19 protein-coding genes are annotated in these 18,076 nt (G+C 63.9%); 8 read left to right on the top strand and 11 right to left on the bottom strand.

Annotation, left to right across the window (positions count from 1 at the left end; translation table 11 throughout):
• Position 1: 1 nt before the first annotated feature.
• The 8 genes from BXY53_RS09850 to BXY53_RS09815 all read right to left on the bottom strand — a co-directional run bounded on the left by BXY53_RS09850 (position 2) and on the right by BXY53_RS09815 (position 7,549).
• On the bottom strand, positions 2–967 hold the full coding sequence (locus BXY53_RS09850) for a metal ABC transporter solute-binding protein, Zn/Mn family (protein ID WP_210209182.1): 966 nt from the start codon (positions 965–967) through the stop codon (positions 2–4).
• Between the two features lie 156 nt (positions 968–1,123).
• Positions 1,124–2,887, bottom strand: coding sequence for a SulP family inorganic anion transporter (locus BXY53_RS09845; protein WP_119061638.1), 1,764 nt, complete (start codon positions 2,885–2,887; stop codon positions 1,124–1,126).
• An 84-nt stretch (positions 2,888–2,971) separates the two neighbouring features.
• Entirely contained in the window at positions 2,972–4,645 is a 1,674-nt protein-coding gene (locus BXY53_RS09840) for a bifunctional protein tyrosine phosphatase family protein/NAD(P)/FAD-dependent oxidoreductase (protein WP_119061637.1), read from the bottom strand.
• A 106-nt stretch (positions 4,646–4,751) separates the two neighbouring features.
• Positions 4,752–5,636 (bottom strand): MBL fold metallo-hydrolase, encoded by an 885-nt coding sequence (locus BXY53_RS09835; protein WP_119061865.1) that lies wholly within the window; start codon positions 5,634–5,636, stop codon positions 4,752–4,754.
• Between the two features lie 22 nt (positions 5,637–5,658).
• On the bottom strand, positions 5,659–6,111 hold the full coding sequence (locus BXY53_RS09830) for a YeeE/YedE family protein (protein ID WP_119061636.1): 453 nt from the start codon (positions 6,109–6,111) through the stop codon (positions 5,659–5,661).
• A 1-nt stretch (position 6,112) separates the two neighbouring features.
• Complete coding sequence (locus BXY53_RS09825) at positions 6,113–6,541, bottom strand: YeeE/YedE family protein (protein WP_119061635.1); 429 nt, start codon at positions 6,539–6,541, stop codon at positions 6,113–6,115.
• Positions 6,542–6,548: 7 nt separating this feature from the next.
• On the bottom strand, positions 6,549–6,761 hold the full coding sequence (locus BXY53_RS09820; protein ID WP_119061634.1) for a YgaP family membrane protein: 213 nt from the start codon (positions 6,759–6,761) through the stop codon (positions 6,549–6,551).
• A 110-nt stretch (positions 6,762–6,871) separates the two neighbouring features.
• Positions 6,872–7,549, bottom strand: coding sequence for a Crp/Fnr family transcriptional regulator (locus BXY53_RS09815; protein ID WP_119061633.1), 678 nt, complete (start codon positions 7,547–7,549; stop codon positions 6,872–6,874).
• Positions 7,550–7,648: 99 nt separating this feature from the next.
• On the opposite strand from BXY53_RS09815, the gene BXY53_RS09810 reads away from it, so the two are divergent.
• Positions 7,649–8,167: a GNAT family N-acetyltransferase gene (locus BXY53_RS09810; RefSeq protein ID WP_119061632.1), complete on the top strand. Its 519-nt coding sequence runs from the start codon at positions 7,649–7,651 to the stop codon at positions 8,165–8,167.
• A gap of 13 nt (positions 8,168–8,180) precedes the next feature.
• On the opposite strand, the gene BXY53_RS09805 is transcribed toward BXY53_RS09810, so the two are convergent.
• A complete protein-coding gene (locus tag BXY53_RS09805) occupies positions 8,181–9,107 on the bottom strand; it encodes a DMT family transporter (protein ID WP_119061631.1) in 927 nt (308 codons plus the stop codon).
• Between the two features lie 172 nt (positions 9,108–9,279).
• Between BXY53_RS09805 and BXY53_RS09800 the strand changes: the two genes are divergently transcribed.
• Positions 9,280–9,981: an SDR family oxidoreductase gene (locus tag BXY53_RS09800; protein WP_119061630.1), complete on the top strand. Its 702-nt coding sequence runs from the start codon at positions 9,280–9,282 to the stop codon at positions 9,979–9,981.
• 33 nt (positions 9,982–10,014) lie between these two features.
• Positions 10,015–11,085, top strand: a complete 1,071-nt coding sequence (locus BXY53_RS09795; RefSeq protein ID WP_119061629.1) for an AI-2E family transporter — start codon at positions 10,015–10,017, stop codon at positions 11,083–11,085.
• 4 nt (positions 11,086–11,089) lie between these two features.
• On the opposite strand, the gene BXY53_RS09790 is transcribed toward BXY53_RS09795, so the two are convergent.
• Positions 11,090–12,364 (bottom strand): M24 family metallopeptidase, encoded by a 1,275-nt coding sequence (locus BXY53_RS09790; protein ID WP_119061628.1) that lies wholly within the window; start codon positions 12,362–12,364, stop codon positions 11,090–11,092.
• A 7-nt stretch (positions 12,365–12,371) separates the two neighbouring features.
• A complete protein-coding gene (locus BXY53_RS09785) occupies positions 12,372–13,259 on the bottom strand; it encodes a HalD/BesD family halogenase (RefSeq protein ID WP_119061627.1) in 888 nt (295 codons plus the stop codon).
• A 239-nt stretch (positions 13,260–13,498) separates the two neighbouring features.
• Here BXY53_RS09785 and BXY53_RS09780 point away from each other — a divergent pair, with 239 nt between their 5' ends.
• The 5 genes from BXY53_RS09780 to BXY53_RS09760 all read left to right on the top strand — a co-directional run bounded on the left by BXY53_RS09780 (position 13,499) and on the right by BXY53_RS09760 (position 17,959).
• On the top strand, positions 13,499–14,377 hold the full coding sequence (locus BXY53_RS09780) for a LysR family transcriptional regulator (RefSeq protein WP_119061626.1): 879 nt from the start codon (positions 13,499–13,501) through the stop codon (positions 14,375–14,377).
• Positions 14,378–14,441: 64 nt separating this feature from the next.
• A complete protein-coding gene (locus BXY53_RS09775) occupies positions 14,442–15,089 on the top strand; it encodes an ABC transporter permease (protein WP_119061625.1) in 648 nt (215 codons plus the stop codon).
• Positions 15,090–15,102: 13 nt separating this feature from the next.
• A complete protein-coding gene (locus BXY53_RS09770; protein WP_119061624.1) occupies positions 15,103–16,287 on the top strand; it encodes an ABC transporter ATP-binding protein in 1,185 nt (394 codons plus the stop codon).
• A complete protein-coding gene (locus BXY53_RS09765) occupies positions 16,287–17,033 on the top strand; it encodes an ABC transporter permease (protein ID WP_119061623.1) in 747 nt (248 codons plus the stop codon). The genes BXY53_RS09770 and BXY53_RS09765 overlap by 1 nt, the downstream gene beginning before the upstream one ends.
• Before the next feature lie 38 nt (positions 17,034–17,071).
• A complete protein-coding gene (locus tag BXY53_RS09760; protein ID WP_245410403.1) occupies positions 17,072–17,959 on the top strand; it encodes a glycine betaine ABC transporter substrate-binding protein in 888 nt (295 codons plus the stop codon).
• The last annotated feature ends 117 nt before the right edge of the window (positions 17,960–18,076 follow it).

The raw sequence follows: 18,076 nt of genomic DNA, 5'->3' as shown, positions 1-18,076 counted from the left end.
TTTAACTCCCCAGCCTGTCGTTCATGCCGCTTTCCGGCGCGTTGCCGCCGAGCGCGCGCGTGATGGTCGTTACGTTGTGGTCGATCATCCCGATGTATGTGCCCTCATAAGTGCCGGGCTGGCCCATCGCGTCGGAATAAAGCGTGCCGCCGATCGCCACCTGGTGGCCCTGCGCCGCAGCGCCCTCGATCAGCGCGCGGACATTCCGGTCCGAAACCGAGGACTCGACGAACACGGCCCCGATGTCGCGCGCCACGAGCATGTCGACGAGCGTCTCGATCCGGTTCAGGCCGGCTTCGCTTTCGGTGGAGATGCCCTGAATGCCGACGACCTCGTAGCCGTATGCCGAACCGAAATAGTTGAAGGCGTCATGCGCGGTGACGAGCACGCGGCTGTCCGCCGGCACCGAGGCGAGGACCTCGTTGGCGTAGACGGCGAGTTCGCTGATGTCGGCGAGATGCGCCTTGGCGTTTGATTCAAACGCCGACCTGGCATCCGGGCGCGCCTCGATCAGGGCGTCGCGGATATTGAGCACGACCCGCGCCCACAGGTTCGGGTTCATCCAGACATGCGGGTCGAGCTTGTTATCATAGTCGTCATGGGCGATGAGCAGGTTGCGCGGCAGGGATTCGGCGACGGGCACGACGTCTTGCGTCTCTGCGAGGTCCAGCATGAAGTCTTCAAGCTGCGCTTCCAGATAGAGCCCGTGCCACAGCACCAGATCCGCGTTCGTGAGCGCGACGATGTCCGAGCGCGTCTGGCGGTAGGCGTGCGGGTCGACGCCCGGCCCCATGAGCGCCTGAACCTCGACCTGATCACCGCCGACCTGCCGGGCGGCATCGGCAATCATGCCGGTGGTGGCGACGACCTTGAGCGGCGCCGTGTCAGCGCGCGCCGGACTGGCGAACACCAAAAAAGCAAGAGCAAGACCGGAAAGCGCAAGAAACCTGCGTCGAAACAGCCTCATCACTCCTCTCCATGCCAGCGCGGCACAAGCCACCGCGCCTTTCAGAGTTACGCAGAGGCCGGAAGGAAGTCAATGCAAATGAGAATTATTTGCAACTAATCCATGCGCGCGGTTTGCCGCACGCACCGCAATGGGGCCAGCGGACAGGCGGAGAGGTTAGGCGTGCTGATTGGAAAGCGCCTCTGCGGGCCGCGCTTCGGCCCCGTGCTCGCTGAGCTCGCGCATGGCCTGATGCTGCGAGAGGAATACCTCGCCGGTCAGATGCTCAAGGAAATGCGTGCTTTCCAGGCGGTCCATCACCGGTCCCTTGACCTCGCTGAGGTGGAACTGCACGCCGAGCGCCGCGAGCCGCTCGTTGATCGCCTCCAGCGACTCCAGCGCGCTCATGTCGATCTCGTTGACGGCCGGGCACATCAGGATCACGTGGCGCAGGTCATCGCGCTGCGCGACCATGTCGTAGAGCCGGTCCTCCAGGTAGCGGGCATTGGCGAAATAGAGGCTTTCGTCCACGCGCACGGTCAGGATGTGCGGGTCGGTGATGACGTTGTGGCGCAGCACGTTGCGGTAGTGCTCGGTCCCGGGTACGCGCCCGACGACGGCCATGTGCGGGCGCGATGTCTTGAAAAGATGGATCAGCACGGACAGCGCCACGCCCGTGGTGACACCCAGCTCGACGCCGAAGCCCAGCGTGACGAGTATGGTTGCGCTGACGGCGGCGAAATCGGCCTTCGAGTAGTCCCAGGCGCGCTTGAGGATGCCAAGGTCGACCAGCGAGAGCACCGCCACGATGATCGTCGCCGCCAGCGTCGCCGTCGGCAAATAGTAGATCAGCGGGGTCAGCGCCATTGCCGCGATCGCCAGCCCGACGGCCGTGAAAGCACCCGCCGCCGGGGTCTCCGCGCCGGCGTCGAAGTTCACCACTGAGCGGGCGAAGCCGCCCGTGACCGGATAGCCGCCGGTAAACGCCGCGCCGACATTGGCCGCGCCAAGGCCGATCAGCTCCTGGTCCGGGTCGATGCGCTGGCGCTTTTTCGCCGCGAGCGTCTGCGCGACCGAGATCGACTCCACGAAGCCGATGATCGAGATCAGGATCGCCGGGCCGATGAGCTTGAGGAGCAGGTCGCTGGAGAAATCCGGCATGGTGAAGGGTGGTAGGCCCTGCGGTACCGTGCCGACGATATCGACGCCCTGCGCATCCAGCCGTAGCCCGCCGACGATCAGCGTCGTGACCGCCACGGCCAGCACCGGCCCAGCCTTCGCCGCAACATCGGCCAGCCGCCGGTTCAGCCCTGCCGCGATCAGCAGCGGCTTCAATCCTTTGCGGACCCAGAACAGGAACGCGGTCGCCGCCGCGCCGATGATGAGCGTGATCGGGTTCAGCTCGGTGATGTGCAGTGCCAGCGAGCGAAGCAGCTCGAACAGGTTATGCCCCTCGGCCGGAATACCCAGGATGTGCTTGAGCTGGCTCGCCGCGATAATGAGGCCAGACGCGGTGATGAAGCCGGCGATGACCGGATGCGACAGGAAATTCGCCAGAAAGCCTAGCCGGAACACGCCCAGCAGCAGCAGGAAACCGCCGGACAGCATTGCCAGCGTCAGCGCCGCCGTCGCATAGCCCGCCGTGCCGCTTTGCGCGACATCGCCGATTGCCGCCGCCGTCATCAACGAGACCACCGCGACCGGCCCGACCGCCAGGCTGCTGCTCGTTCCGAAAACGGCATAAAGGATGATCGGCACGATCGAGGCGTAGATGCCCGCTTCCGGCGGCAGCCCGGCCAGCAGCGCGTAGGCGAGTGACTGCGGGATCAGCATGATCGTCACGATCGCCGCGGCCACCAGATCGTTCGTGAGCGCCTCGCGCGTGTACTCCACGCCCCATTTGAGGATCGGCAGATACCGTGCGACTGGACGCGGGATCATTTCCTGACCTCATCATCTGACGACAGAAACGGGCACGCCAGCGGGTTGCCGGCGCGAGATCGATTGTTCGGGACGCGGAACGGATCAGGCCGTTTCCAGCTTCTCCGGCTTGGCCATCCACTCCTTGCCGCGCAGCATCGCCTTCCAGTAGACCGGCGGCAGGATTTTCTCCTTGAGCAGCCAGGCGAGATGGCTCGGCTTGGTGCCGTCGATCAGCCAGCTCGGGAAGCTCGGCAGCAGCTTGCCGCCATAGCCGAACTCGGCCAGCACGATCTTGCCGCGCTCCACCGTGAGCGGGCAGGATCCGTAGCCGTCATACTGCGCGACGGGGGACTTGCCCTTGATGTCGGCCACTATGTTCTCGGCCACCACCGGAGCCTGCTTGCGCGCGGCGGCCGCTGTCTTCGCATTCGGCGCGTTCATGACGTCGCCTAGCGCCCAGATATTCTCGTAGGTCTTGTGGCGTAGCGTGGACTGGTCGACATCGACCCAGCCGGCCTCGTCGGCCAGCGGCGAAACGCGGATGAAGTCCGGCGCGGTCTGCGGCGGGCAGACATGCATCATGTCGAACTCGACCTTCACGCGCTCCGTCTCGGTGTCCGGCTTGTTGACGTCGAACCAGGCGGTTTTCGCGTCGCCGTCAACCTTCACGAGGTTATGGAAGAAATTGAGGTCAATGCCGTACTTCTCGACGTATTCCATAAGCGCCGGGACATACTCCTTCACGCCGAACAGCACGCCGCCGGCATTGTAGAAGCCGATGTCAATATCCTTCAGCCGCCCGTGGCGGTTCCAGTAATCGGCCGAGAGATACATTGCCTTCTGCGGCGCGCCGGCACACTTGATCGGCATGGGCGGCTGGGTGAACACCGCGCGGCCGCCCTTCATCTTCTGCACAAGCTCGAAAGTGTAGGGCGCGAGATCGTAGCGGTAATTCGAGGTCACCCCGTTGCGGCCCAGCGTTTCGACCAGCCCTTCCACGCGGTTCCAGTCCAGCTTGAGGCCCGGGCAGACCACGAGGCGCTGATATTTGATGACCCGGCAGCCGTCGAGGATCACGGCGTTGTCCCCCGGCTCGAAGGCCGCGACCGCCGCCTTGACCCAGTGCACGCCGCGCGGGATGAGCGAACCCATCGTCTTGGCGGTGTCTTCCGCGTCGAAAATCCCGCCGCCGACCATCGTCCAGCCGGGCTGGTAATAATGCACGTCTGCCGGGTCGATGATGGCGATCTCCAGGCCGGAGCGCCGCGCCTGCAGGCTCGATGCGACCGATATGCCCGCCGCGCCTCCGCCAACGATCACCACGTCATAGGTCGCGTCCGGCCGGTCGGTCGGCGTCTTGCCGGCATTGGCGATGCGCCTGACAACGCCGCTCATGTCGTAGCCCGCGCGCTTTGTGGAGGCGAGAATGTCGGTCACGGGGCGGCTTTCGGCTTCGGCGAGCGACCAGAGGGTGGCCGAGCGCGTGCCGGAGCGGCAATAGGCGAGGATCGGGCCGGGCAGTTCCTTCAGCGCCGCGCCGAAGGCTTCCGCGTCCTCGTCGCGTACACGGCCCGAAACGACCGGCATGTAGCGTGCTTCCAGCCCCTCGGATTCGGCCGCGGATTCGATCTCCTCGAAGCTCGGCTGGTCAGGCGCTTCGCCGTCCGGGCGGTTGCAGATGATCGCGCGGTATCCAGCCTGCGCGATCTCGGGGATGTCCTCGGGGCGGATCTGCCCCGATACGCTGAGACGGTCCGAAATCGGCTTGGCGTCCATTTGTTCGTTTCCTCTTGCTTGTGCGGCATGTGCCACCTTGGCCCGTCCTCGACGGGCCGAAGCGCAAGCGCCGGACACGAGGGCCCGGCGCTGCGTTTTCCCGATGCTACAGCTTGTTGACCGGGACCTTCAGCATCTTGTCGCCGTGCTCGTCGGTCGGCACCTCGCCCGCGCGCATGTTCACCTGCAGCGAGGGGATGATGAGCCGCGGCATGGCAAGCTGCGCATCGCGCTCGGTGCGGAACTTGACGAACTCTTCCTTCGTCTTGCCGCCGCCGACATGGATGTTGTGAGCCTTCTCCTCGCCGACGGTGGTCTCCCATTTGATCTCTCGGCCGCCGGGCGCGTAGTCGTGGCACATGAAAAGGCGCATGTCGTCGGGAAGCTGAAGGATCTTCTGGATCGAGTCGTAGAGCGTGCCGGCATCGCCTCCGGGGAAGTCCGCGCGGGCCGAGCCGCCGTCGGGCATGAACAGCGTATCGCCGACGAAGGCCGCATCACCGATGACATGCGTCATGCAGGCCGGCGTGTGGCCCGGCGTGTGGATGACGAACGCCGACATCGTGCCGATCTCGTAGGTGTCGCCATCCGAGAACAGGCGGTCGAACTGGCTGCCGTCGCGCTGGAATTCCGTGCCTTCGTTAAAGACCTTGCCGAAGGTCTCCTGAACCACGGTGATCTTATCGCCGATGCCGATCTTGCCGCCCAGCTTTTCCTGGATATAAGGGGCGGCGGAAAGGTGATCGGCGTGGACATGCGTTTCGATCAGCCACTCGACTTGGAGATCGTTCTGCTTGACGTAATCGATGATCTCGTCGGCGTGCTCGAAGGTGATGCGCCCGGCGGCGTAGTCGATGTCCATCACCGAGTCGACGACAGCGCAAGCCTTCGAGTTCGGGTCCTTCACGACATAGCTGATCGTGTTGGTCTGCGGGTCGAAAAAGCCCTTCACCTCGGGCCGGACGGACATGTTCGTGCGGTATGCGCTCATGCTTTCCTCCACTGCTCTCGTCTTATTGCCGCAGCGTCTGAGAGACGCTCGGCTTGCCCTGGGCGAGGCGCATCAGGGCCTGCGCCGTAAAGATGCCCGCGATCAGCGCCGCCACGAACAGCAGCACCTCCGTGCGGGCAGTGCCGATAACGGGCAGGGCGCCGCCGGGGCAGAAGCCAGCCATTCCCCAACCCACGCCGAACAAGGCGGCACCACCGATCAGACGTGCGTCGATCGTCCGGTTGGTAGGGACATGAAATTGCCCCTCAACCAGCGGGCGCGACCGGGCCAGGACCACACGGTAGCCGATGAAGGTCACGGCCAGGGCGCCGCCCATGACGAAGATCAGGCTGGGGTCCCAGGTGCCGGCGAAATCAAAGAAGTTCAGCACCTTGGCCGGGTTGGCCATACCCGAAATGACGATCCCCAGCCCGAACAGAAGGCCGATCAGGAATGCCGGGATAAGGTGCTTCATCTCAGCCTCCCAACACATGGCGAATGACAAATACGGTCGCCGCTGTTGCGACCATGAAGGTCAGCGTGGCCGTGATTGACCGACCGGACAGTCGCGCCATGCCGCAGACCCCGTGGCCGGAGGTGCAGCCTGAACCAAACGTCACGCCGATCCCGACGATGAAGCCGCCAAGGAGCATGAGCGGTGTGGACACCGGCACCTCGATGGTGGGCATTCCGCCGGTAACCGCGAAATAGACCAGCGGTGCCGACACCATTCCGGCGAGTACGGCCGCGCGCCAACTCCAGTCCGTGCCGGAGGTCGGATTGACGAAGCCGGTGAGAATGCCGGTGGCGCCCATGACCCGGCCGAGCACGAGCATGAGAAGCACGGCCGAAAGCCCGATCATGACGCCGCCGAAAAGCGAAGCGAATGGAGTAAATTCCGTCATTGGACCCTTAACTGCTGCAGGTCCGCATACCCAGCAGGGAATAGAGCGGACAAACACGCACGAGCGCCGTCAGCACCAGCACCGCACCAACGACTACGGACACGATGGTGGCCACCTGTCCCTGAAACATCGCGATGTCCGTTGCAAAAGGCGCGATCACCAGCAAAACGCCGATGACGAGGCGCAAGACACGATCGAAGGTTCCGACATTGGCCGTCATTTTCCTGCCTCCTGACGATTGCGCCATAAAGGTAGCTTAACGCCGGTCAAGCGTCGGTGACCTTGTCACAAATCAATTGAAAGTCAGGAACAAGTGCCGTGCAAGCCTGATCAGCCGTCGGCGTGGAGGGCCTTCAGGGCGTCGCGGTCGGTGATGCGGATTTCGCCGCGCGCAAGCTCGACCCAGCCCCGGCGCTGGAACTCCTTGAGCTGGCGGGATACGACTTCCCGCGCCGTGCCCAGTTCTGCCGCCAAGTCCTGATGCGTGGTGGCGATCACGCCGCCCGGCGCCGGCAGCTCGACCAGTTTTTGCGCAAGCCGAATGTCCATGCGCCGGAAGGCGATCTCCTCGATGACGAAGAACAGGTCGGTGATGCGCCGGGAATAAGCGGTGAAGACGAAGCGGCGGAAAACCGGGGACTCCGCGATCAGTTCCTCGAACACGCGGCGCGGAATGGCGACGGCCTGCACATCGGTCTCGGCCACGCCCTCGGCCAGATAGTCCTCATAAGCGAGCACGCAGGCCGTGGTCAGCACGCAGCTTTCGCCTGCCGAAACGCGATAGAGCACGATGTCTCGCCCGCTTTCGGAGGTCTGATGCACCCGCACAGTGCCCGCGAGAAGGAGCAGCAGGTTCTCGGGCGCCTTGCCGGGGCCGAAGATAACCGTCCCCTTCGGCACGGAAATGATCGTGCTTTCAGCAGTCAGGCGCTCGCGCACCGGCGCTTCCATGCCGGCAAGCCCGGGAAACTGCGAAATCCAGTCGATATGCGGCGCCTTCTGATCCATGGCTCATCCCTACCGTATTGCGCGACCCGCGAGAAGCGTTTTGCGCTGCGCCTCGGGCACCCGCTTGCAAGCGAGCGGTCAAATGCGGATGATGAGGCCATGCCGTTCAAAATCCGCCCGGCGACGCCGCGTGATGAAGAAGCGGTCGCGGCGCTCCTGCAGTCTTCATATGGGACGCTTCTTGCGGATGCCTATGATCCGGATGTGCTGGAGAGGGCACTTCCGCTTCTGACACGGCCGCGCCCCGGGTTGCTTGCCAGTGGGCGCTATCATATCGCTGAGTTTGCAGGCCTCGGGCCTGCCGGCTGCGGCGGCTGGAGCCTGGAAGCACCGGATCAGCCGGACACGCCTGTCGAGTTGGCCACGGGCCATCTACGCCATTTTGCAACACATCCGGACGCCGTGCGCCAGGGTATCGGTGCGTCTCTGCTTGAGCGATGTGTAGCAGAGGCGAAAGCGGCGGGCGTGCAGCGCCTTCAGTGCGTGTCGACCCGGCAGGCCGTGCCATTCTACGCCGCCCTGGGCCTGCGCGTTGTCGGTCCAGTGCCGTGCCAGCTCGCGCCGGATATCACGCTGGCAGGTGTGTCGATGGTGTTGGACCTGCGTGAAACGTCCTAGGCTTTCAGGGCGACTAGCAACGCATCAGCAGCCGCCAGGGCCGGCCGTCGATCGCAGCCAGCCCAAGGCCGATCAGCCCCATGCCGAGCAGATGCTGTGGCTGCAGCACTTCGCCGAGAAAAAGTGTGCCCAGCAGGATCGCCACGACCGGGACCAGAAAGGTGACGAGCAGGACGTTTGTAGCTCCCGCGCTTGCCAGCAGGCGGAAATAGATGATGTAGGCGAGCGCCGTGGACAGCGCGGCGACCGCGAACAGGGCGGCGATCGTAGCGACCCCGGGCATCTGAAGCGTCCAGGGCTGGTCGACGAGAAACATTACCGGCAGGAGAATGATGCTGGCGGCCGATGTCTGCCCCGTCGCGGTCTGCAGCGGCGTGACCTTCAGAGTGCGGAAGCGGCGGCCGAACACGGCCGCTGAGGCATAGCACATCGCCGCGCCAAGCACCGCAAGCTGCGCCACGACGTTGACCCCGAGATTGCGCAGCGCATCCAGCCCGATCATCACCGTCACGCCGAACAGCCCGATGATGACGCCGGCCAGCCGCCCGCGCGTCAGTTTTTCATCAGATGTGAAGACATGTGCGATCATAACGGTGAACAGCGGCGTCGTCGCATTCACGATCGCTGCCAGGCCGGAGGCGATATGCGACTGACCCCAGACGATCAGCGAGAACGGCATCACGTTGTTGATGAAAGCCATCGCAAAGAAGGTGCGCCAGAGCCGGGCATCGCGCGGCATCCGCAGCCCGCTGGCCCGCAGCGCCAGATGCAGGATCACCGCCGCGATCAGCACCCGCGCCACGACGACAGTAAAGGTCGGCAGGCTCTGCACCGCCACGCCGTTGAAGAAGAAGGACGCGCCCCAGAGCAGCGACAGGGTGATGAGCATCGCCCATTCGCTCGCGCTCATGGAGGTGTTGATGGCCGGGACGTCGGACATGGAGTGCTTCTGGTTCGTGTGTGACGCCAGGGAACCGCGGATGTGATGTCTCGGCAATTCACGTCTTGCGGTCAAATCGGATTTTGCGCGCGAAGCGTTTGCCATAGCCGGCGAACTGCGCGAGGCTGCGCGCTGCCGGACGGGCACGCGGCATTCAGTCTGGAGGTAACGCATGATCGACACGTATCAACGCGCGCTGATCGTCGGTGCCGGCGACGGCCTGAGCGCCTCGGTCGCCCGCGCGCTCGCGGGAGCCGGGCTGAAGATCGGGCTGGCCGCGCGCAACGTCGACAAGCTTCAGCCGCTCATGTCTGAAACCGGCGCGGTCGCACGCGCCTGCGATGTCACGCAGCCGGAGCAGGTCGAGGCGCTGTTCGTCCAGATGGATCATGACCTCGGCGGCTCGCCCGACGTGGTCATTTTCAACCCGAGCGCCCGGATACGCGGGCCGTTCGTCGAGCTGGAGCGCGAGGGCGTGGCGAATGCGCTCAGCGTGTCGGCCTATGGCGGCTTTCTCGTTGCGCAGGCTGCGGCCAAGCGCATGCTGCCGAACCAGCACGGCGCGATCCTGTTCACCGGCGCATCAGCGAGCGTGAAGGGCTATCCGCAATCGGCTCCGTTCGCGATGGGCAAGTTCGCCTTGCGCGGGCTGGCCGAGAGCATCGCGCGGGAGTTGCAGCCGCACGGCATCCACGTCGCGCATTTCGTCATCGACGGGGCGATTCGAAATCCGGGCCGCACCGAGCCGGCGGACGCGCCGGACAGCATGCTCGACCCGGACGCGATCGCGCGGAGCTATCTGCACGTGCTGCACCAGGACCGCAGCGCATGGACCTTCGAGGTTGCACTGCGCCCTTGGGTCGAGAAATTCTGAACGTGACGGCGGGGGAGCAGGGGAAAGAGCGGGATGTCACCGCAGGGCACGAGCGAGCCGAGCCTGAATAACATCGCGCTGCTGGCCATCGTGATGGGGTTTTTCATAACGGGGCTGGTCTACGGCGCGCCGTTTCTGATCCCCATCGTCATTGCAGCGCTCATCACGATCTTGTTGAGCGCGGCTGGCGACCGGATCCACCGGCTAGGGCTGCCGGAGCCGTTCGCGACGCTGACGGCTGTGGTTCTGTTCATCGTGCTGATCATCGCGGTGTTCAATATCCTCTCGGCGCAGACCAACGATGTCGCGCGCGCCTGGCCGGGCTATGTGGCGCGGTTCAACGCGCTGGCGGATCAGGTGCTCGGCTGGGCCGGGCCGCAACTGGCCGAGCGCATTCGCCAATCGATTCGTGAGATCGACATTCTGAACCGGGTGCCCGGCCTGCTTGGCACGGCGGGCGGCATCGCGGCGACGCTGGCGCTGGTGGCGCTTTACATCGGCTTTCTGCTGGCCGAGCGCGGACGGCTGGGGCCGAAGATCGACCGGTTGGCCCAGGGACCCGGCGAGGCCCGCCAGATCAAGGATGCCATCGAGGATATCACCGAGAGCGTGCGCCGTTACCTGTGGATCAAGACGATTCTCAGCGTCGTCACCGCCGGCATCAGCTACGTGGTGCTGAAGGCCTTGGGCGTCGACTTCGCCGAGACCTGGGCGCTTTTGATTTTCCTGCTCAACTACATCCCGAGTATCGGCTCGGTGCTCGGCGTGGTGTTTCCCGCGCTGCTGGCGCTCGTGCAGTTTGAGACGCTGTGGGAGTTCTTCGTTATCGCCGTGCTGCTGGCGGGCACGCAGTTCATCATCGGCAACGTCATCGAGCCGCGGCTGATGGGCCGCAGCCTCAATCTCAGCCCGTTCGTCGTGATGGCCTCACTGGCGTTCTGGGGGATGATCTGGGGCGTGATCGGTGCGTTCCTGAGCGTGCCCATGACCACGGCCTTTGTGATCGTGTGCAGCCATGTGCCGTCGCTGCGCTGGATCGCCATTCTGCTGCTCGCCGATACGCGCGCGGTCGCGGGCGCCGAGGTGGAGCGGCAGGCGGCCTGAGGGGTTAGACCTGCCGGCCCAGCAGTGCCTCGTCGAAGGGATAGCGTGAGAGCAGTTCGACTCCATCCTCGGTCACGACGACCTCTTCCTCGAGTTTCACGCCCTCCGGCCCGTCGACCTCGCCGATATAACTCTCCACCGAAACGACCATGCCTGGCTCCAGGATGCCGTCACCGGTGAAGCGGTCGAGGTCCATCGCATGGGCGACGAGCGGCGTCTCGCCGTGCATCCCGACGCCGTGGATGATCGAGGGATAGCGCCGGTCGAGAAACCGTTCGGGGATCGGCCAGGCGCGTTCGGCGAGTTCGCGGAAGCTCATACCCGGGCGCAGGATGTCGATGTTGTGGTGCACCTGCTCCCAGGCCATCTGATACAGGCTCTGTTGATAGCCGCTCGGCTTGCCCGGTCCGACATGAAAGGTGCGGGAGAAGTCGGAATAATAGCCATTGCAGCCGATGGTGTCAGTATCGAGCGCGACCAGCTCGCCGGGGCGGATGACCCGTTCGCTCGCCTCGTTGAACCACGGATTGGTGCGTGGGCCGGAGTTGAGCAGGCGGGTCTCGATGAACTCACCGCCGCCGGAGATGACGGCGCCGTACATGGTGGCGAACAGGTCATTCTCCGTGATTCCCGGCTGTACGGCCTGTTCGACCGCGTGAACCGCCCCCTCGGTCGAGGCCATTGAAATGGCCAGGCAGGCGATCTCCTCCGGCGTCTTGATGCGCCGCGCGTGCAGCGTATCGCCCATGCAGTCGCGCACATGCAGCCCTTGCGCCTCCAGCGCGCGGGCGAGCCCTAGCGTGCAACGATCCAGCCCAACGCTTCGGTTGCCGCGGCCATGGTCACGCACCAGATCGGCGATCTCCTCGGCAAACCCGGCGGCGGCCAGCTCATCCCGTTGGTTCACGGCCGACCAGACGACCTTGGACGTGCGCGAGTCGTCGATCGTCTCCAGCCAGGTCGAGACATGCGCGCTGCCCGGATACTCGAACAGGATGACCGGGCCTTCCTGGGGGACATAGATGTAGCGTGTCGAGTTGCGCAGGAAGTATCCGAACATGTTGCGCGAGCCGGTGGCATAACGCTGATTGTTCGGGTCGAACAGCACCAGCGCCGCGTAGTCCTTCTCGGCCATCATGTCCCGCAGGCGCTTGAGGCGCCCGGCGCGCAGCGCCACGGGATCGAAGCCCGGCGGCAGGCTATCGACGTTGGCGACGGGACCGGACGGCGTAATCGGCGGGCGCGGGCCGCGCCCGGAGGAAGAGCTGTGATGACTCATGGGAGATTCAGTCCTTCAGAGTGTCCGTGCGCTGCAAGCCTGCGGTTTCCTCGCGTTCGTGGATCGGGGCGATACGGCCGAACAGCTTGCGTGTGCGTGCCGCGCGGCCGACAAAGCCGGGCTGGCGCGCATAGCCGAAGATGATTGTGTGACGCTCGCGTTCGCCTTCGACGCTGGAGACCCGGTGCAGCGACAGCCGGCCATAGAAGATTTGCAGGTCGCCCGGCTGGAGATCGAGCGCGCGGACAAGCGATCGGTCGCCCTTGAGGACGCGGCTGACGGCCGGAATGTTCTCGTCTTCAGGGCTGCGGATTTTCGGGCAGTACTCGAACGTGCCGCCAGCCTCCGGCGCCTTGGTCATCATGGTAACGATGAAGTCGTTGGTGTCGTAGTGCCAAGGATGTTCGCAGCCGGGGCGGAGACAGTTGACGACAAGGCCCGCCAGGGGATCGGCATACGCGTGGAGAACCGGCTCTTCCATCGCGGCAGCGACGAAATCCTGAAAGGCGCGGTTCTGGTACAGCGAGCGGATCAGCGTGCCCTCGGGGATCATGTCACCGGCGACGAAGCCGTTGGTGCGGCTGTTGAAGATGTTGACCGGGTGATCGGCGGGGAGTGAGCTGTCGCCTTCGCTGTTGTAGATGTTCGTGGTGGAGGAATTGTAGTGCGCATGAGACGAAAGCCGATCCGTCTCGGCTTCCAGACGTTCAAGCGCATCGGACCGCACAAAGCCTTTCAACACGACACAGCCGTCTTCCCGGAGCTGCTGCTGGCATGTGCGGACGAGTTGATGACGTGCCGACGACTGTCTTTCGGCAAGCGGGTATCGTTGGAGATCAACGATTTGATCGATAGGGATCGCAGGCCGGTTATAGTCCTGGATGACGGCAGACATGGTTGCTTCTCCTTGGTCTCAAGGCGCGAGACAAAAGAGGTATTCTCGCGCCTTTGCAGCAAAAGCGCCCAAAATCATGGTTTGTCCTTTTTTACTATTTAAAGATCGCTTGTCCGAAGATAGGATAATTGTCGAATGAGCCGAGCCTCTTTTGATGCGCCTCTTGTGAGTACATTACTGAAGGGCGATTGATAATGGAAACGATTATGTGCAATAGTATCAATGAGGATTCGCAATAGATGGGGGTGTCGGTGGAGCCGGAGCTGCTCAAAGCGTTTCTCGCCGTCGCCGAGCTCGGCGGTTTCAGCGCCGCCGCGAAGCAGCTCAACGTGACCCAGTCGACGGTCAGCCTTCAGATCAAGCGTCTGGAGGAGCGAGTGGGCAGCAGCCTGTTCCACCGGACCAGCCGGACCGTCACGCTCACAGAGGCTGGCGCCATCCTGGTTCCATACGCCGAACGCATCCTCCGCCTGAACGGTGAAGCGCAGGACGCGCTCGCCTGCTCGTCGCATGTTCAGGAGGTGCGCGTGGGCATGACCGATGAGCAGGCGGGTGCCTATCTTCCCTACATCCTCCCGGTGTTCACGCGCTCGTTTCCCGACTACCGGCTCCAGGTGTTCTGCGACACCAGCCCCGTGTTGGTGGAGCGTGTGCACGACGGGCTGCTCGACATTGCGATCACTATTCGCCACCCGGATGCGCGGGGCGGAACCTTGATCGGCCAGGAGACCCTATGCTGGATCGGGTCAGGGGACTTTGAGCTGGCGCTGGACGAGGACATTCCGCTGGCGGTCAACCCGGAGGGCTGTGTCTACAGGGCCAGCGCAATCGCCGCGCTGAACCGGATCGGCCGGCGCTGGCGCATCGCCTTCACAAGCAGTCATCCGATCAGTACCAATATCGCCGTTCAGACAGGGTTGGGAATTGCGGTCAAGGCCGTCCGGTCGCTGCCGCGCGGCTGCCGGGTGCTGGGCGGCCAGGAGGGGCTGCCCTCGCTGGGCACGGTGGCCGTGGAGATGCACACCAGCGGGCCCGTTCTGAGCGAGCCGGTGCAGATGATCCGAAATCTTCTTCTTCAGACCGCCGAGCGGCACGAGGGGTTCGTCGCAGCGGTCTGACGGCCGTCGGCCGATCGAAATTCATTGACTCGCGAAAACACTCTGGAGGTGGGAGAGAGCGTTCGTGGAGATCATTGCGTTTATCGGCGACAATCTCGACTTCATCGCCGAGTTGACGGTCGAGCATCTGTCGATCGTGGGGGTTGCGGTCGGGCTGGCCGTGCTCACGGGTGTGCCGATCGGCATCGCCATCACCCAGAGCAAACCGGCGGCCGATGTCGTGCTCTATATCGCCAGCATCATCATCACCATTCCGTCGATCGCCCTGTTCGGCGCAATGATCCCGATCCTCTCGCTCATCAACCAGGGTATCGGCTATCTGCCAGCCGTCATCGCGGTGCTGCTGTATTCGCAGTTGCCGATCATTCGGAACACCTACACCGCCATCAACAATGTCGATCCGGCCCTGCGCGAGGCGGCGCGCGGCATGGGCATGCGCCCGGTGCAGCGGCTCATGCGCGTGGAAATCCCGTTGGCGGTGCCGGTCATCATGGCTGGAGTGCGCACTGCGGTGGTGATGAACATCGGGATCACGGCGATCGCGGCCTATATCGGCGCGGGCGGCCTCGGCACGCTCATCAGCCGGGGCATTTCGCAGACCGATCCGCGCCAACTTGTGACCGGGGCGCTGGCAGTGAGCGTGCTCGCAATCGCGGCCGACTACGTCTTGTACTGGGTGCAACGCCGCCTGACGCCCGCGGGAGCACGGTGAGGGGACACGACAAATGATCACGCTGGAAAGCCTGACCAAGGTCTTTGAAACCGCTGGGGAGCCCGTGACTGCCGTCGATCACGTGACGATGGAAGTCCCACAGGGCGAGACGGCGATCCTGCTGGGGCCGTCGGGGTGCGGCAAGACGACGACGCTGAAGATGATCAACCGGATCATCCCCAAGACCAGCGGCAAGATTTTCATCAATGGTGAAGACACCGACAAGATCGACAAGATCGAGCTGCGCCGCAACATTGGCTACGTGATCCAGCAGATCGGCCTGTTTCCGAACATGACGGTCGAAGAGAACGTCTCGGTCGTGCCCGACCTGCTCGGTTGGGACCGCAAAAGGACCCGCGCCCGCGCCGCCGAGCTTCTGGAAATGGTCGCGCTCGATCCTGCGATCTTCCTGAAGCGCTACCCCAAGGAACTCTCCGGCGGGCAGCAGCAGCGCGTCGGTGTGGCCCGGGCGCTGGCGGCCGACCCGCCCGTGATGCTTATGGACGAGCCGTTCGGCGCGGTCGACCCGATCAACCGGGAGATCATCCAGGACGAGTTTCTGCGCCTGCAGAAGCAGATGCGCAAGACCATCCTGTTCGTCAGCCACGATATCGACGAGGCGGTCAAGATGGGCGACCGCGTGGCGATCTTCCGCGAAGGCAAGCTCATTCAGTACGACACGCCCGACAACGTTCTCGCCCATCCAGCCAATGATTTCATCGCGGATTTCGTCGGCACCGATCGCACGCTCAAGCGCCTGCGCCTGGTCCGGGTCTACGAGGCGATGGACCACGACCCGCCAAAGATCCGCCCCGAGGACGACATCCGCGAGGCCGTGCGCGTGATGGAAAAGCGCGAGCACCAGAACGCCGTGGTCGTCGGGCCGCGCGGCCGCCCACGCGGTTATGTGCACTTCAACGACGTAAAGGACGCCAGCGGCCGGGTGAATGAGCACTGGGCCGGCTATCCGCGCACGGTGCACATCAACGCCGATCTGCGCACCGCTGTTTCGGAAATGTTCGCGCATAATGTCACCTGGCTCGCCTGTGTCGACGATGACGGGCGCTTCCGCGGCTACATCACCTTGCGGCAGATCACGCATCACCTCGGCGCGACCTATAGCGACGCCAGCGAGATCCCCGACCCGAACGTGCCGCCGCCCGGCACCGAATTGATCGTGGAACGGGAGGCGGGCTGATGGCGGTGATTGGCGCTGCCCGCCGGACGACGACCGGTCGGATCATGTCCTGGCTTGTCGTGCTGGGCGCTTTCGGCCTGGGCATCGTCGTGTCCTCCAGCGGCCTGCTGGAGGACTTCATCCTTTACTGGCCGGATATCGAGTTCCTGTTCCAGCAGCATGTGCGCCTCGTCGCCATCTCGGGCGGGCTGGCGATCGTGGCGGGCGTGACACTGGGCATCCTGTTGTCACGGCCGTTCATGGCGCGGTTTGCCGAATATTTCATGCAGATCTTCAACGTCGGCACCACGATCCCGACGCTAGCGATCCTCGCGCTGTCCATGAGCTTTCTCGGGATCGGCACGCTGCCTGCGATCTTCGGGCTGTTCATCGCGTCCCTATTGCCCATCGTCCGCAACACTTATGCCGGGCTGAAGGCCGTACCCGACCACCTCAAGGAAGCGGCAAGCGGCATGGGGATGGCCCCTGGCACCATGCTGCTGAAGGTCGAGCTTCCCAATGCGCTCTACGTCATCTTCGCGGGCATTCGCACGGCTCTGACCATCAATGTCGGCACTGTTCCACTCGCCTTCCTGATCGGTGGTGGCGGCCTTGGCGAGTTGATCTTCACCGGCATTGCACTCAACGAGTTCGGCATGATGCTGGCGGGTGCGATCCCGACGGCGCTTCTGGCCATCGTGGTGGATTTCGTCATGGCCCAGATCCAGTACTGGGTGATTCCGCGCGGGGTGAACCCGCAGCGTTAACAAGGGGGAAGGTCCCCTGCTAAACGGGAGAGAGCAACATGATGAGAATATTCAAGACATTTGCAGTCGCGATCCTGGCGCTCGTATTCGCCGCAGGCACTGCAGCCGCACAGACTATTACCGTTGGCGGGAAGGGCTTCACCGAACAGCTTCTAATGGCCGAGATGACAGCGCAGTTGCTGGAGGCCAACGGCTATGACGTCGACAAGCGCGACGGCCTCGGCTCGACCGTACTGCGCCAGGCCCAGGAGAACGGGCAGGTCGATGTCTACTGGGAATACACCGGCACGTCGCTGGTCGTTTACAACAAGGTCGAAGAGCGCATGTCGCCGGAAGAGACCTACAACACGGTGAAGGAGCTTGACGCAGAGAAGGGGCTGGTCTGGCTTGAGCCCTCTGACGCCAACAACACCTATGCGCTCGCCATGAACCGCGACGAAGCCGAGGAGATGGGCATCGACACCATCGAGGACCTCAAGGCGAAGCTGGAAGAGGGCGCGGAACTGTCATTCGCGGTGAACGCCGAATTTCCCCGCCGCGAGGATGGGTTGATCGGCCTGCAGAAAGAGTACGATTTCACTTATCCGCGCGGTCTGCTCAACTCGATGGAAAGCGGGCTGACATATCAGGCACTCAACGAGGACCGGGTGGATGTCGCGCTGGTCTTCGCGACGGACGGCCGGATCGCGGCGTTCGATTTCGTCACGCTTGAGGACAACCGCAATTTCTTTCCGCACTACGCGCTGACGCCGGTGATCCGCAAGGAGACGCTCGACGCCAATCCGGAACTGGCCGACATCCTCAACGGTCTGTCGGCGCAGCTCTCCGATGAGGTCATGCGCCAGCTCAACGCGGCCGTGGACATGGAGAAGAAGACCATCGAGGACGTGGCGGCCAACTTCCTGAAAGAAGAGGGGTTGATCTAGCGCCGCCATCGGGCGGGGAGATGGGCCGATCTCCGGCTTGCGCGGGCAAGCTGCAACGGACAAAAAAGTGGCGCCCAGTGGGGCGCCACTTGCCTTGCGGAGGCTCTGCGTCGCTGA

It is taken from the genome of Dichotomicrobium thermohalophilum, from assembly GCF_003550175.1.
Taxonomy (GTDB): domain Bacteria; phylum Pseudomonadota; class Alphaproteobacteria; order Rhizobiales; family Rhodomicrobiaceae; genus Dichotomicrobium; species Dichotomicrobium thermohalophilum.
This window is presented reverse-complemented; position numbering and strand designations above follow the sequence as displayed.

What these genes read in the sequence shown, in the direction of transcription:
- BXY53_RS09850 (WP_210209182.1), bottom strand. Translation starts at nt 967, where the DNA reads ATGAGGCTGTTTCGACGCAGGTTTCTTGCGCTTTCCGGTCTTGCTCTT.
- BXY53_RS09845 (WP_119061638.1), bottom strand. Translation starts at nt 2,887, where the DNA reads ATGATCCCGCGTCCAGTCGCACGGTATCTGCCGATCCTCAAATGGGGC.
- BXY53_RS09840 (WP_119061637.1), bottom strand. Translation starts at nt 4,645, where the DNA reads ATGGACGCCAAGCCGATTTCGGACCGTCTCAGCGTATCGGGGCAGATC.
- BXY53_RS09835 (WP_119061865.1), bottom strand. Translation starts at nt 5,636, where the DNA reads ATGAGCGCATACCGCACGAACATGTCCGTCCGGCCCGAGGTGAAGGGC.
- BXY53_RS09830 (WP_119061636.1), bottom strand. Translation starts at nt 6,111, where the DNA reads ATGAAGCACCTTATCCCGGCATTCCTGATCGGCCTTCTGTTCGGGCTG.
- BXY53_RS09825 (WP_119061635.1), bottom strand. Translation starts at nt 6,541, where the DNA reads ATGACGGAATTTACTCCATTCGCTTCGCTTTTCGGCGGCGTCATGATC.
- BXY53_RS09820 (WP_119061634.1), bottom strand. Translation starts at nt 6,761, where the DNA reads ATGACGGCCAATGTCGGAACCTTCGATCGTGTCTTGCGCCTCGTCATC.
- BXY53_RS09815 (WP_119061633.1), bottom strand. Translation starts at nt 7,549, where the DNA reads ATGGATCAGAAGGCGCCGCATATCGACTGGATTTCGCAGTTTCCCGGG.
- BXY53_RS09810 (WP_119061632.1), top strand. Translation starts at nt 7,649, where the DNA reads ATGCCGTTCAAAATCCGCCCGGCGACGCCGCGTGATGAAGAAGCGGTC.
- BXY53_RS09805 (WP_119061631.1), bottom strand. Translation starts at nt 9,107, where the DNA reads ATGTCCGACGTCCCGGCCATCAACACCTCCATGAGCGCGAGCGAATGG.
- BXY53_RS09800 (WP_119061630.1), top strand. Translation starts at nt 9,280, where the DNA reads ATGATCGACACGTATCAACGCGCGCTGATCGTCGGTGCCGGCGACGGC.
- BXY53_RS09795 (WP_119061629.1), top strand. Translation starts at nt 10,015, where the DNA reads ATGTCACCGCAGGGCACGAGCGAGCCGAGCCTGAATAACATCGCGCTG.
- BXY53_RS09790 (WP_119061628.1), bottom strand. Translation starts at nt 12,364, where the DNA reads ATGAGTCATCACAGCTCTTCCTCCGGGCGCGGCCCGCGCCCGCCGATT.
- BXY53_RS09785 (WP_119061627.1), bottom strand. Translation starts at nt 13,259, where the DNA reads ATGTCTGCCGTCATCCAGGACTATAACCGGCCTGCGATCCCTATCGAT.
- BXY53_RS09780 (WP_119061626.1), top strand. Translation starts at nt 13,499, where the DNA reads ATGGGGGTGTCGGTGGAGCCGGAGCTGCTCAAAGCGTTTCTCGCCGTC.
- BXY53_RS09770 (WP_119061624.1), top strand. Translation starts at nt 15,103, where the DNA reads ATGATCACGCTGGAAAGCCTGACCAAGGTCTTTGAAACCGCTGGGGAG.
- BXY53_RS09765 (WP_119061623.1), top strand. Translation starts at nt 16,287, where the DNA reads ATGGCGGTGATTGGCGCTGCCCGCCGGACGACGACCGGTCGGATCATG.
- BXY53_RS09760 (WP_245410403.1), top strand. Translation starts at nt 17,072, where the DNA reads ATGATGAGAATATTCAAGACATTTGCAGTCGCGATCCTGGCGCTCGTA.